The 13,256-nt window shown below is 64.3% G+C and carries 7 protein-coding genes; 5 read left to right on the forward strand and 2 right to left on the reverse strand.

Annotated features, from left to right (window positions below):
• Positions 1–13 precede the first annotated feature (13 nt).
• Together DYZ14_RS13495 and DYZ14_RS13500 are read left to right on the forward strand one after the other, a co-directional pair.
• Entirely contained in the window at positions 14–2,212 is a 2,199-nt protein-coding gene (locus DYZ14_RS13495; protein ID WP_154721162.1) for a PepSY domain-containing protein, read from the forward strand.
• Positions 2,193–3,146: an FAD:protein FMN transferase gene (locus DYZ14_RS13500; protein WP_154721163.1), complete on the forward strand. Its 954-nt coding sequence runs from the start codon at positions 2,193–2,195 to the stop codon at positions 3,144–3,146. The genes DYZ14_RS13495 and DYZ14_RS13500 overlap by 20 nt, the downstream gene beginning before the upstream one ends.
• Before the next feature lie 224 nt (positions 3,147–3,370).
• Here the strand turns inward: DYZ14_RS13500 and DYZ14_RS13505 are convergent, their stop codons facing one another.
• Together DYZ14_RS13505 and DYZ14_RS13510 are read right to left on the reverse strand one after the other, a co-directional pair.
• Positions 3,371–5,326 (reverse strand): adenylate/guanylate cyclase domain-containing protein, encoded by a 1,956-nt coding sequence (locus DYZ14_RS13505; RefSeq protein WP_154721164.1) that lies wholly within the window; start codon positions 5,324–5,326, stop codon positions 3,371–3,373.
• Positions 5,326–8,919, reverse strand: a complete 3,594-nt coding sequence (locus tag DYZ14_RS13510) for a FecR domain-containing protein (RefSeq protein ID WP_154721165.1) — start codon at positions 8,917–8,919, stop codon at positions 5,326–5,328. Before DYZ14_RS13510 ends, DYZ14_RS13505 begins: the two co-directional genes overlap by 1 nt.
• A gap of 115 nt (positions 8,920–9,034) precedes the next feature.
• Between DYZ14_RS13510 and DYZ14_RS13515 the strand changes: the two genes are divergently transcribed.
• The 3 genes from DYZ14_RS13515 to DYZ14_RS13525 all read left to right on the forward strand — a co-directional run bounded on the left by DYZ14_RS13515 (position 9,035) and on the right by DYZ14_RS13525 (position 13,202).
• Positions 9,035–9,577 carry a Pycsar system effector family protein gene (locus DYZ14_RS13515; RefSeq protein ID WP_115668354.1) on the forward strand — a complete coding sequence of 181 codons (543 nt, stop codon included), beginning with the start codon at positions 9,035–9,037 and terminating at the stop codon, positions 9,575–9,577.
• Between the two features lie 185 nt (positions 9,578–9,762).
• Positions 9,763–11,838: a capsular polysaccharide biosynthesis protein gene (locus tag DYZ14_RS13520; protein ID WP_154721166.1), complete on the forward strand. Its 2,076-nt coding sequence runs from the start codon at positions 9,763–9,765 to the stop codon at positions 11,836–11,838.
• A gap of 272 nt (positions 11,839–12,110) precedes the next feature.
• Positions 12,111–13,202: a nucleotidyltransferase family protein gene (locus DYZ14_RS13525; protein ID WP_210209293.1), complete on the forward strand. Its 1,092-nt coding sequence runs from the start codon at positions 12,111–12,113 to the stop codon at positions 13,200–13,202.
• Positions 13,203–13,256: the final 54 nt, after the last annotated feature.

Raw genomic sequence — 13,256 nt, forward strand, 5'->3', positions numbered from 1 at the left:
AAGGGTGCCCGCCATGATCCGGACGCTTCACCGTTGGCCAGGCCTCGTCGCCGCGATTCTCCTCGCCATCATTGCGTTGAGCGGCGCGGCCCTGTCGGTCTATCCCGCCATGGAGGCCATGAAGGCACCGGGCGCCTCCGGCATGAGCGTGGCCGAACTGGCCAGCCGTGTTCAGGCCGCTGAGCCGACGGTGGAGCAGATCCGGCGGGCGCCCTCCGGCAAGATCACCGCCTATTTCTATAAGGGCGACCAGCCCGCCGCCGCCATCATTGATCCCCAGACCGGCGCAAGTCTCGGAGCCGCCGATGTCCCGGCCCTGCAGCGCTGGCTGACCAACCTCCACCGTTCGCTGTTCCTCGGCGACGGCGGGCGCATCGTCGTCGCCGCGGGTGCCGCCGCCATGCTTACACTCAGCCTCTCCGGGCTCCTTCTCCTCACCCGGCGTGCCGGTGGCTGGCAGCAACTGTTCTCTCCCCTGCGCGGCCAGGGTCAGGGACGCCGTCATTCTGCGATCGCCCGACTGTCGGTTTGGGGCCTGATGCTTTCCTCGACAACTGCGCTCTGGATGTCGGCGGCAACCTTCGGCTTCGTGCCCGAAGGCGCCGGCGCTCCCGCTTTTCCGGCCGTGGTGAGCGGCGAAGTCGGGCTTGTACCGGCAGACATAGCGGCCCTTCAGCAGGTTTCCGTTGATGGTTTCCGCTCGCTCACCTTCCCCGTCGCCGGCGACAAGACCGACGTCTTCACGCTGAGGACCGCGTCCGGCGAAGGCTACATCGACCAGGGAACCGGCGCGCTTTTGGTCTGGAACGATGCGGATGTCTGGCAGCGCACCAGCGACATGATCATGCTGCTGCATACCGGCCATGGCGCGGCGGTGCTCGGGCTCGTCCTCGGGTTCTCGGCTCTTGGCGTGCCGCTGATGGGCTGGTCCGGCCTGAGGCTCTGGCTTGCTGGCCGCACCGGCCGCAAGCGGGTCGGCACCCCTGCCGGCGGAGCCGAAACCATCATTCTCGTCGGCAGCGAAGGCGGCAGTACCTGGGGCTTTGCCCACACGCTCGAAACGGCGCTGACCGCAACCGGCGCGCGGGTCCATACCGCGGCCATGTCGGCCTTTGCCCCGGATGAGTGGAAAAAGGCTCGCCGCATCATCCTCCTCGCCGCCACTTATGGCCAGGGGGAAGCGCCGGCCTCGGCCAGCGACTTCCTCGACCGTCTCGCCGCACTGCCCGAGCCTCCGGCCGCGCCAGTCGCGATCCTCGGCTTCGGCGACCGCAGCTTCCCCTCCTTCTGCGGCTTCGCGGAAAAGATTGGTCGTGCAGCAGAAGCGAAGGGCTGGAAGCTCTTGCTGCCCATGGACACGGTAGATCGTCAGTCACCACAGGATTTTGCCCGCTGGGGCCGCGCCCTTTCGGCTGCAATCGGGACCGCGTTCGATCTCAACCACCAGCCGACCAAGCCTAAGACGCGTGACCTGGTTCTGGTGTCGCGGCGCGATTACGGCGCCGAGGTCCAGGCTCCGACGTCCATCCTGCGCTTTGCCTTGCCGAAGGTGCCGTTCTGGCAGCGGCTGACGGGCCGTGCCTTCCCGGCCTTCGAGGCGGGAGACCTGATCGGCATCGTCCCCGAAGGTTCGGTCGTGCCCCGCTTCTACTCGCTCGCTTCGGGAAGCCGCGACGGCTTCGCCGAGATCTGCGTGCGCAAGCAGCCGGGCGGGCTGTGCTCGACCCAACTGACGCTGATGGAGCCCGGCGACCGCGTGCAGGTCTTCCTGCGCCACAATCCTGCCTTCCGGCCGCGGCGCGGCAGGACGCCGGTCATCTTGATCGGCGCCGGCACCGGCATCGGCCCGCTCGCAGGCTTTGCCCGTAACAACGCGAAAGCCAGGCCGATGCACCTGTTCTTCGGAGCCCGGCACCCGTCGAGCGATGCGCTCTACGCCGAAGAGCTCGCGGCATGGCAGGAGGACGGCAGGCTTTGCTCTCTTACCACCGCCTATTCCCGCGGATCCGCGCCGATCTACGTTCAGGACGTCCTGCGCCGCGATGGCGAACGCGTGGCGCGGCTGCTGCGGGAGGGGGCACAGGTCATGGTCTGCGGCGGGCGTGACATGGCTGCCGGTGTCGCCCAGGCCCTTGGCGAGATCCTTGCGGGCAAGGGCATGAGCCTTGCGTCGCTGAAAGCGGAGGGACGCTATGCGGAAGACGTTTACTGACCTTGCTCGCCATGCCCTGAACGGGCCGACGATGGGAACCCGCTGGTCCGCCCTGTTCCATGCGCCGGCCGGGTTCGACCCCGAGCCTGTCCGGGTCGCCATGACCGAGGCCGTGACCGAGGTGGATGGGCAGATGTCGACCTGGAAGCCGGACAGCGACCTCAATCGCCTGAGCGCTGCCGGACCGGGCGAATGGGTATCGCTACCGCCGGCGCTGATGGACGTGCTTGCCGCTGGTCTCGAGCTCGGACGCATCTCGGGCGGCGCCTTCGACATCGGCATGGCCGATGCGGTAAGTGCCTGGGGTTTTGGCCCCAGCCCGGCCGACGAGGCCGGCATCCGTGCTGCCCGCACGAAGCCACGCCGCCCGGCCCATGAGATTCTCGAGCTCGATCCGGCGAACGCGCGCGCCCGCAAGTCGCAAGCCATGGCTTTCGATTTGAACGGCATCGCCAAGGGCTATGGCGTCGACCGGCTCGCCGAGACCGCACGGGCTTTCGACATCGGCGACGCGCTGCTCGCGATCGATGGCGAAGTGCGCGCCATCGGTACGCAGCCGGACGGCTCTGCGTGGACGGTCGCCGTGGAGGCACCGGACACCAAACGACGCGCCGCGCATTCGATCCTCGAACTCACCGACATTGCCGTGGCCACTTCCGGCAATTATCGCCATTGGGTGGAGGTCGGGGGGCGTCGTCTCGGCCACACCATGGATCCGGGACGCGGCATGCCGCTCTTGAACGCCCCGGCATCCGTCACCGTCCTTGCCGAGACCTGCATGATGGCGGACGCCTGGGCAACGGCGATGATGGTGCTGGGCCGCGAGCGAGGGCTGCCGCTCGCCCACTCTCTCGGTCTATCGGTGCTGTTCATCGACTGGAGCAGTTCGGTCGAAGCGGCAGGGTGTCTCAAGGATGGGCTTCCGAACAGATAGCGTCGGGACGTGGTTCCCCGACATACATGTTCTGACGACGCAGCAAACGTGGACGAGAGCCTGTGGCTTCATGGCCAAGCGATAGGAAACAATCGCACTGCGTCTGCTGCTCTAATCTCCGCAGTCCCAGAGATTCGGCAGAAAATCGCCGAGCGGTTCGCAGACAAGCCGCCGGGGGAGATCGCCCGTCCTGTCGATGCCCTGTTAGCCGGTGGCCTCCCCCCTCAGTTCCCCGATCCTTGCCGATAATACCCGGCAAGCGCCGGGATCGCTTCGGCGAGGTTGTCGGCGAGTTGGCGGCATTCGGGGACATTGCCGGCGTAGCGGGCGGCAATGAAGCGGCGATGCAGGGCAAGGGCGGCGTGGTCGGTCCCGGGAAGCACGGTCGCGACCGCCGTGCCGATGCTGCGTCCCTTCACCGTGATGCGGTCGAGTTCGAGCACGGGGAAGCGGTCGGCGACCAGGGCGGCGGTCACTTCCCCAAGCAGAAGGGGAACGCCGAACTGCTTCGAGGCGCCCTCCAGCCGCGAGGCGAGGTTGACTGCATCGCCGAGCGCCGAATAGTCGAACCGCCGCGTCGAGCCCATATTGCCGACGACGCACTCTCCGGTATTGATGCCGATGCCGATGCGCAGCGGCATGAAGACCTTGTCTTCAGCCCTTGCCTCGGCCTCGAGTTCGAGATTGAGGCGATCGATGGCGGCCAGCATGTCCAGCCCGGCCGCAACGGCTTCGTGGGCATGGGCCTCGTTTTCCAGCGGTGCGTTCCAGAAGGCCATGATGCAGTCGCCGATATATTTGTCGATCGTCCCGCCATGGGCGAGAACCACATCCGACAGCGGCGTCAGCAGCCGGTTGATCAGATGTGTCAATTCCTCGGGGTCGTCCTTCAACCCTTCGGCGATGGTGGTGAAACCGCGCACGTCGCAGAACAGCACCGACAGTGTGCGTTTTTCCCCTCCCAGCTTCAACTGGCCCGGATCCTCGGCCAGTCGCGCCACTAGGTCCGGGGAAAGATATTGGCCGAAGGCCTGGGTGATCTGCCGCCGGCTGCGCCGTTCGGCGGCATAGTCAAGCGTCGCCTGGCCCGCCGCAATCGCCACGAAAGCAAGCGACGGGGCGATCGGCGAAGTAAAGACCCGGCCGAAGCGAAGCGCCAGATAGCTCGCCACCGAGAAGCCGAGAACGGCCGCCACAACGCCGATCACCGCCATCCATCCGGTGCCGCGCCAGACCAGCGCGACGGCGCCAAGCGACGAGAGCAACAGCAGGGCAAGGGCGAGGCGCGGACTGGCTGTGATTATGCCGCTTGCCGTTTTCAGGTTGTCGAAGATGGTGGCGTGGATCTCGGCGCCGGCCACGAGCCTCCCTGTGTGGACGGTATAGGGGGTGGCGAAGGCATCGGCGCCGCCCCCGGTGACGGTCGGCGTGTTCTGCAGGCTGAGCCCGACGATGACCACGCGATCGCGAAACGTGTCCGGCGGCAGGAGGTTTTCCGGGTCGAGCGCCTGATAATAGGACACGGTAGGATAGGTTCGCGCACCGCCGAAGGCCTGCATCAGCGTGCCGCTCTCCGGCAGTCTTGTCGGCAGGCCGGCAGTCTCGGCGATACGGGCGGCGAAACTGTCGTCGAGGCTCGGCAGTTCACGGACCACGCCGTCGCCGCCAAGGGCGATCGAGGCGATGCCGGCCTTGGCCCCCGTATCGGTGAAGAGGCCAAGCGGCAATGTGCGGACGAACTGGTCGGCCTGGGAAGACGAGATCAGGGTCTCGTCTCCGGCTAGCACCACGTCGGGCCCAAGCGCCTCAGCCAGCGCGGCGTCCTCGGCCGCTGTCGTCGGCTCGGAGAAGATGATGTCGAGCGCGATCACCCTGGCGCCCGCGGCCCGCAGGGCCGTGACCAGGCGGGCATGAACGCTGCGCGGCCAGGGCCATTGCGCATTGAGGTCGGCAAAGGACGGCTCGTCGATGGCAACGATCACCGGTCCCTCGTCCGGCAGAGGCTCGTGCCACAGCGTCGACAGATAGTCGAAGGCGCGTGCATCGACCAGCGGCCATCCGGGCAGACGGGTGAGCGTCGCTACCGAAAGGAAGACGGCGGCGGCGAGCAGGGCCAGTTGCACCCGGCGGCTCCCCAGCGTCGGGCGCGAAGCCAGGCTCGACGGCAATCCGGCTGCCATCAGAAGCGGACTTTCAGCGAACCCGTGTAGGTGGGACCCCAGCCGGGCACGCCGCTATTCACCTCGAAATCCTCGTCGAGCAGGTTGAAGGCCGCGAGTTCGAGCGCGAAACGCTTGTCGAACGGCTCCCAGGTGAGGTTGGCATCGAGCGTCCAGTAATCGTCCAAGGTGTCGCCGGTTTCGCTGTCGCGTTCGCCGATATAGTTGGCGGCGAGCGTCGCCGAGACATTGGCCCCGTTGACCCAGGTCAGCGCCACCTGCCCCGCCCAGTCCGGGACGAAGGGCAAGGGCCCGCCATAGGTCGCGGATGTCGGGTCCTCGTTCTCGGACGTCGAATAGGCGAACGTCGAGGACAGGCCGAAACCATGGCCGATGAGCAGGTTCGCCGTCAGGCTGCCGCGATCGATCCGGCCTTCGGAGGCCGAAAATGGTGCAGCCGAAAGCGGAATGGCGATGCGTGGCTCCTCGATCGCCTGATGCTGGAACTCGGCCGAGGTGAAGAAGTCTTGCGTCCACTCCGCATCCCAGCGCAGGGCGACCGTGTCGACGTAACCGTCGAGCCCGGTGGAAATCTCGTTCGGCTGCAGGCCAAGCACGCCGACCGGGGAGAGCGTCGGGGTATTCACATAGAGGCTCTGTCGCGAATAGGCGGCACGCAGCCAGTGCTGGTCGGACGGCGCCCAGGCCACACCCACGCGCGGCTCGAGCCGCGCCACGTCGTCATCGTCGCCATCGAGGAAGGTGCCGAACAGGGCATATTCGGCCTTCAGATCAGGCGTGATCTCGTGCAGCAGATCGACATAGACGCGGCCGTAGGTGGCACTCTCGTCGGGCTCCGCGATAGTCGGCACCCCGAGGATCCAAGATTGGTTATAGGTCTCGATCCAGCCGCCCTCGACGCCATAGCGCCAGGTGAGATCGTCCATACCAACCGAATGGCTGACTGCAGTGACATAGGTCTTCTGGGAGGATTCCGACGTCATGGGCACGGCAGGAAAGGTAATCGTATCCTCGCTCTCGGCCTTTATCTCACTGTAGAACACCGCGGCGTTGACGACATTCTCAAAACCAATCGTATGGCTGAGCCCAAGGCCTGCATTGGTCTGGCGTGTGTCGGTCTCTATCCCCAGAGGAATTGCCCCGAGAGCCGTGTCCAGCTCCGTCGCAGTATCCGAATGATTGACATAGGCGACGATGCGGTCATGTGGGCTCGGACTGGCGGTCACATAGCCGTTGCCACGCAGCAGGCGCTCCTCGGTGTCGAGGTCGAGGGCGCCGGTTCGCTGATCGAAATCCGTCTCCCACTCGACATTGCCATAGAAGCTGATCGGGAAAGGCAGATTGCTGAAGCCCTGTGCCTCGCCTTCCGCCACATAGCCGGTGTCGCCATTACCTTGCGTGAAACCGCCGCCGAGCGCGCCCTCGAAGAAGGGACGGCGGATCAGGTTGGCCGAGCGGGACCGGCCGGACAACATGTGCGGATCGAGCAGCAGGCCCTGGATGAAGGACGAGTAGCTGAGGCTGTTCTGCCCGTTGGTGACGACATTGCCGCCATGGGCGTAGCCGTTGGCGAAGGGATTGGCGCTGCCGCGAACCGTCTGGTCAACGTAACCGCTGCCGGCGAACGGGCTGAACACGGCGTCGCCGTAATATTCGCCCCAGGCGTTCAGCCCTTGCAGGCGGAAGGCGTTGTTCAGCGTCGAGCCGGCGTCCTGATTGGCACTCAGCGAGCCGAAATTGCCGCCTCTCGCCTTGGCGCGCCGCAGGAATTCCTGTGCGTTGCGGATCGCGCCCTCGGAATCATAGTCGTCGATCGCAACCGCCGTACGGAAGGAAGAAATCACCGGATCGTTGTCGTCCAGTCGTTCGGCATTGTCGAGCGCCTGCTCGGCGGGCACCCGGTCGCCCTTCTCGTAATGCGCGGCGGCGAGCAGGATCTGTCCCTGGGCATAGGCGGGGTTGGAGACGGTTCCGGCCAGAAGGTCGTCGACCGCCTTGTCCAGTTCGCCGGTCTGCATGTGGTAGCGGCCACGGGCCACGAGCGCGATGTCGAAGGTCGGATCGGCGGCGAGCGCCAGCTTGAGTTCGCGCCGGGCCTCTTCCACCCGCGACTGGTCGAGATAGAGGATGGCGAGATTGCCATGCGACACCGGATCCTGGGGATCGAGGGCGATGGCCCTCTTCAGCGCGGCTTCAGCGGCCCGCATGTCGCCGCGCGCCGACTGGATCTCGCCGATCGCGTTCCACATCGAGGTCGAGCCCGGCGCGATCTTCACCGCCGCCTGTAGATCGCCAAGCGCCCCGTCGAGGTCGCTTTCGAAGCCGCCGCGATAGTTCGCCCTTGCCTCCAGCGCAGTCGGCTCCGAAGGATCGAGTGAAAGCGACCGGTCGATCGCCTCACGGACCTGGTCACGATCGTTGAGCAACAGCGCCAGTTGGGCACGATAGGCCGGAAGGGCCGGATCGTCCGGATGGCGCCGCTCGGCCTCCTTGATCACGTCGATCGCCGCGCGGATGTCCTGAAGGAAGCCGGCGGCATAGGCCTGGAGCAGAGCGCCATAGGGGCTCGACGCGGGGCGCGGCTGGGGCTCGCTGCGGTTGGGATTGGCCAACGAACGCGCGTAGTAACGGCCATATTCGGCAACATCCCTGCGGCGCGCATCGAGCCTTCGGCCGGCGCGTTCGAAGAGTTTTTCCGCTTCGTCATAGCGCATCTCGGCCGCGGCGATGATCGCCTCGACGAGATCGGCCCGCGCCCGCTCCGCCTCGGACAATGACCGGGCACGAACGAGCGCCAGGGTTTCCTTCGCCGCCTCGCGGCCTTCCAGCGAAAGCTGCGTCTCGGCGAGAACCAGCAGGTCGTCTGTGCTGCGCCGATCAGGCGGAATGGCTGCGATGCGATCCGCCTGGCGCCGCATGTCGGCGACCGGCAGCGGCGAGGCCGGCATGAAATTGAAAGCGTTGCGCGGCGCCAGATAAAACAGCATCTGCTCGCGGTCGTCCGAATCGACAATGACGATCTTGCGCGGCGCCTGGCCGATCGTCGCGGCCGCCGCCTCGCCCTCGGCCACCTGGACGCTGCCCTGCGGATTGCTGAGCTCGACCAGGCCCTCGAGTACGGTGAGCGAGGTCTCGGCCCCCTTCACCGTCATGGTCCAGTCGGTGCCGCGGATCGCCGCGGTTGCCGCCGGCGTCACCACCTCGACGCCCGGTCCGCCGCGTTCGGCGCGCGCCCAGAGGGTTCCGGTCTCCAGCTCGAGTACCGCGTCGCTGCCGGGCGTCATCTGCCGAACGCGAAGAGATGAATTGCGCCCGAGGCGGATCTGCGTGCGGTCGGCAAACAGGATCGCCAATTGGCCCGTCGCATTGGTGCGCAGAACGTCGCCGGTCAGCAGGTCCTGCTGGAGATCGACGAAGCGCCAGCTCGACACGTCGATGAAGCGGACTTCCTCGCCGACCTTGCGCGCAATAACGGATGCCACCGAATCAGCTGCGCGCACGACAGGCTCCGCACGGGCCGGCAAACACGGCCAACTCGCCCCCACAAGCAGCACCATGGCTGCGGAACCGGATCTAGTAAAAAGCCCCCACATGCGCCCAGAAGTGGCCATTTCCGGAAGACGAGTCAAGCATCTTCACGAGACATGACTTGCTTTCCAACAGCAGTGTATTAACAGGAAGACAGGAAAGAACTGGAGCCGGCGGACCTTGAGCGACTTCGACACCACACCGACAGAATTGATCGAGACCCCCATCACCATCGGCGATGTCAATCAGGAATATTTCAACCACGTCAAGAAGATAAACGACGTCTTTTACGATCAGGTGAAGATATCCGACCAGAAGGCCGCCTATATCTTCACCTTCATGCTGGCCTTTCTGGTTACCTCCAGCGAGGTCCGCAATGTCTTCACCATTGCCCGCTATCTGGAGCGCGACATCGTCGTCAACGGCCTTTCCGCCATGCTCGCGCTCGCCTCGACCTTCTCGATCCTGTCCGCCTTGCTGGTGGTGCTACCCCGGCACATTAAGACATCATCCTCGCTGTTCTGGGGCACATGGGCTCATCACCGGCCGCTGCTCGAACAGGCAGCGGAAAAGGCCGACATCAACTATCTTTTCAACGAATACATGCGCAATGCCGACGTGCTGTCGTTGATCTGCCGACAGAAGTACAGGTTCGTGTCCTTCGCCTTCCGCGGTCTGATCGCCACGGTGGTGATCTATGTCGCGCTGTTGATTGCCGGGTGATGAAATCGATTCCCTAACGGCGCAGCACCTATCCCCACAAGCCAGCTGACGTCCCGCGCGCGCCGGTCTTGCGCTTGCCGCCATCGATCCGAAGCATTAAGTGGTCGTCGTAGGAAACCGCATGCAGCGGGCTCCCTTCAGGTTTTCGGTGCCGGTCGCCGCAAATGGGATGTGGAACGCAGTTCATGAAATCATCCGCGACAGGCAAGATCGGCGTCACGTCGAGCGGCATTCTGTCAATTCCGTTTATCGACGTGTTTCTTGGCGCCCAGGTCTGTCGCGTCTCGTCTCGCTTGGCGGCGGCGGATCTCGTTGCCGTCGCCGGCTGGGGCACCAAGCCAAGTGGTCTGAGCGCGGCGCAGATCGCCGCCCGCCTGGATGTCCCTGCCCTTTTCCTCGAGGACGGCTTCCTGCGCTCCTACTTCGCCGGGCAGAACTCACCACCTCTTTCCATCGTGCGGGATGAGGAGGGCATCTATTATGACAGCCGCCGGCCGTCTTCGCTGGAAAAGCTCTTGAATTCCGAGGTCGACCTGATTGCCGGTCTGGAAGCGGATGTCGAAAGGGCCAGGGCCCTGATCCTCGAAAACCGATTGAGCAAGTATAATCACGCGCCCGATCTCGATGAAGAAGTCCTCCGGAAGGACGACATCCGGCGTGTCCTCGTCATCGACCAGACTGCAGGCGACAACAGCGTCGCCATGGGCGGGGCCGGACCAGAGACCTTCGAGGCGATGCTGGCCGCAGCGCGGGCTGAAAACCCCGACGCGACCATCTACGTCAAAACCCATCCTGAAGTCAGTTCCGGCCGGAAGCGCGGCTATCTCAGCCACATCCTTGACGACGAGCGCACCGTCCTGCTGCGCCACCCGATCAATCCGATCAGCCTGATCGAGACGATGGACGGCGTCTACACGGTGACCTCCACCATGGGTTTCGAGGCCCTGCTCGCAGGCAAGCCGGTCACCGTCTTCGGATTGCCCTGGTATGCCGGCTGGGGCGTGACCGATGACCGACAGCGCTGCGAGCGCCGCACCCGGTATCGGACCATCGAGGAACTGTTTGCCGCGGCCTATTTCCACTACACGACCTATCTCGATCCCGTTACCCGGACGCGCGGCTCCATCTTCGACGTGATCGACTGGCTCATCCTGCAGAAACGGATGGCGGCGCGCCATTCCGGGCGCATGATCTGCCTCGGCTTCCGCCGCTGGAAGGCCGCCGCGCTGCGCCCGTTGCTGTCACTCCATCAGGACCGCGTGCATTTCGTCGCCAACCTGACGGCCGCACGCGCGCTCGCGCCGCAAGAAACCGACTGCCTGGTCGTATGGGGCCGGGACCTTCCCGCCGGTCTCGAGGCCCTTGCGGCGCAAACGGGGGCACGGATCGTGCACATGGAGGACGGCTTCATCCGCTCGGTCGGTCTCGGTTCCGATTTCATCAGACCGTTCTCGATCGTGCTGGATTCGCGCGGCATCTATTTCGACCCGGGCCGCCCTTCCGATCTGGAAGAGATCCTGAACGCAGTCGAGTTCACCGAGAGCGATCTTGCACGCGCCGCCGAACTGCGCCGGACAATTGTCGACAACAGCATCACGAAATACAATGTCGGCGCCCCGGACACGCCGGACTGGGGACGCGGCGAACGTCTGGTGGTTCTGGTGCCCGGCCAGGTCGAGGATGATGCTTCGATCCGCTACGGCTGTCCCGGCATCCGGACCAATGCGGAGCTTCTGACCGCCGCGCGGGCCGCCCATCCGAATGCCTTTATCGTCTACAAGCCGCATCCGGACGTTGCATCGGGCAATCGCAATGGCCATGTCGCACCGAGCCTGACGGCGGCCCTTGCCGACCATGTTGAAACCCGACACTCGGTGATCGGCTGTATCGAGGCCAGCGACGTGATCCACACCATGACCTCGCTGACCGGCTACGACGCGCTCCTGCGCGGCAAACGCGTCATTGTCCATGGCGTGCCGTTCTACGCCGGCTGGGGCCTCACCGAGGACATGACCGGCGCGGAGGCATTTGAACGCCGCTCGCGCAAGCTCTCCCTTGACGAACTGGTCGCCGGCACGCTGCTGAAATACCCGCTCTACTGGGACTGGGAGCTCAAAACCTACGCCACCTGCGAGGCGACGTTGCACAGGATCATGGAGTTCCGCCCAAATTTGGACAATGGACCCAGCGATATGCTCAGCCATTGGGTGAGACAGCTACGCAAGATTCGCCTCGTCACCGGATCATGGACATGGCGGTAGGCACAGGAATAGCTTGACCCCAGAGGATCACAAATTAGAAATATACAAGAAACTGAAATTTCATTCTCATTTGTCATCAAAGTGTTTCTTTTGGAAACGACGTTGGCGATGATGCTGTGCCTCCACAGGCCGCGCAAATCGGCTGGCCGGTTCCTCGCTTACAAATGTGAATGAGAACCAATGTCGGCGGTTGTAATTGTTCGATTGATTTGAGAAGGGATACTCCCCGCTAGTCGTGACGGAGCAAAATGAACATTTGCCAGAGGATGCCAATGCACGATGATTTGTCTCTGAAGCCGGTCCTGCATCCGGCCGAGCCGCTTCTGGTCAGACCGGAAGCGAGCATCCTGGATGCCATCCGCGTCATCGATGCCGGCGCGCAACAGATAGCCATCGCCGTCGATGACGATGGACGCCTTCTAGGCGTGGTAACCGATGGCGACATCCGCAGGGCGATCCTGAGGGGGGTCGATCTTTCGGGCAAGGTATCGCAGATCCTCAACGACAAGCCGACCGTCTGCAAACGCACGGCAAGCCGGGAAGAACTCGCCAGGACCCTGTTGAGTCACGAGCGCATCACGCGTCTTCCGGTGGTTGACGAGGGCGGCTTCGTCGTCGGCCTCTACCGCACCGAGGATCTCGTCGCCAACCCGTTCAGCCACGAACTGCCGGTCGTGCTGATGGCCGGCGGGCTTGGCACACGCCTGCGGCCGTTTACCGACAACATTCCCAAGCCGATGATCGATGTCGGCGGGCGACCGATCCTCGAACACATCATCCGGCGGTTCGTCAGCCAAGGCTTCAACCGGTTCTACATTTCCGTCAACTACCTGTCCCATGTGATCAAGGAGCATTTCGGCGATGGGCGAGCCTTCGGCGCGCAGATCGTCTACCTCGAGGAGACGGAACGTCTGGGGACTGCCGGGAGCCTTCGCCTGCTTCCAAGGGATCTCGAAGGACCGTTCTTCGTTATGAACGGCGATCTCCTGACCGCCGCCAATTTTGCGGCCATAGCCAACTATCATCTGGAGACGGGCGTCGACGCAACCATGTGCCTGCGCGAATATACCGTCCAGGTGCCTTACGGCGTGGTGGCGCAAGCCGGCGGGCGCTTTGTCGGCATCGAGGAAAAACCGATGCATCGCCACTATGTGAACAGTGGCATCTACGTGTTGGACACGGCTATTCTGGATCTGCTTCCCGACAGCGGATATTTCGACATGCCTTCGCTTTTCGACAGCCTCATGCAGAAGGATCCGAGCGCTGCGGCCGTATTCCCGTTGCGGGAATATTGGTGCGACATCGGCCAGGTTGCCGACCTGGAGCGGGCGCGTCGGGAGATTTCGAAAATCTCCAGTTATTGATGCTGAACGGCCGCGACCGCGCCGAGACGCAAGCCCGGCAGGAGATCCGGGCCC

The sequence above is a fragment of the Ciceribacter sp. T2.26MG-112.2 genome (assembly GCF_900492205.1).
GTDB classification, from domain to species: domain Bacteria; phylum Pseudomonadota; class Alphaproteobacteria; order Rhizobiales; family Rhizobiaceae; genus Allorhizobium; species Allorhizobium naphthalenivorans_A.

Excerpts from the sequence above, each read along its gene's own strand:
- DYZ14_RS13495 (WP_154721162.1), top strand. The coding sequence starts at position 14 with ATGATCCGGACGCTTCACCGTTGGCCAGGCCTCGTCGCCGCGATTCTC.
- DYZ14_RS13500 (WP_154721163.1), top strand. The coding sequence starts at position 2,193 with ATGCGGAAGACGTTTACTGACCTTGCTCGCCATGCCCTGAACGGGCCG.
- DYZ14_RS13505 (WP_154721164.1), bottom strand. The coding sequence starts at position 5,326 with ATGGCAGCCGGATTGCCGTCGAGCCTGGCTTCGCGCCCGACGCTGGGG.
- DYZ14_RS13510 (WP_154721165.1), bottom strand. The coding sequence starts at position 8,919 with ATGTGGGGGCTTTTTACTAGATCCGGTTCCGCAGCCATGGTGCTGCTT.
- DYZ14_RS13520 (WP_154721166.1), top strand. The coding sequence starts at position 9,763 with ATGAAATCATCCGCGACAGGCAAGATCGGCGTCACGTCGAGCGGCATT.
- DYZ14_RS13525 (WP_210209293.1), top strand. The coding sequence starts at position 12,111 with ATGCACGATGATTTGTCTCTGAAGCCGGTCCTGCATCCGGCCGAGCCG.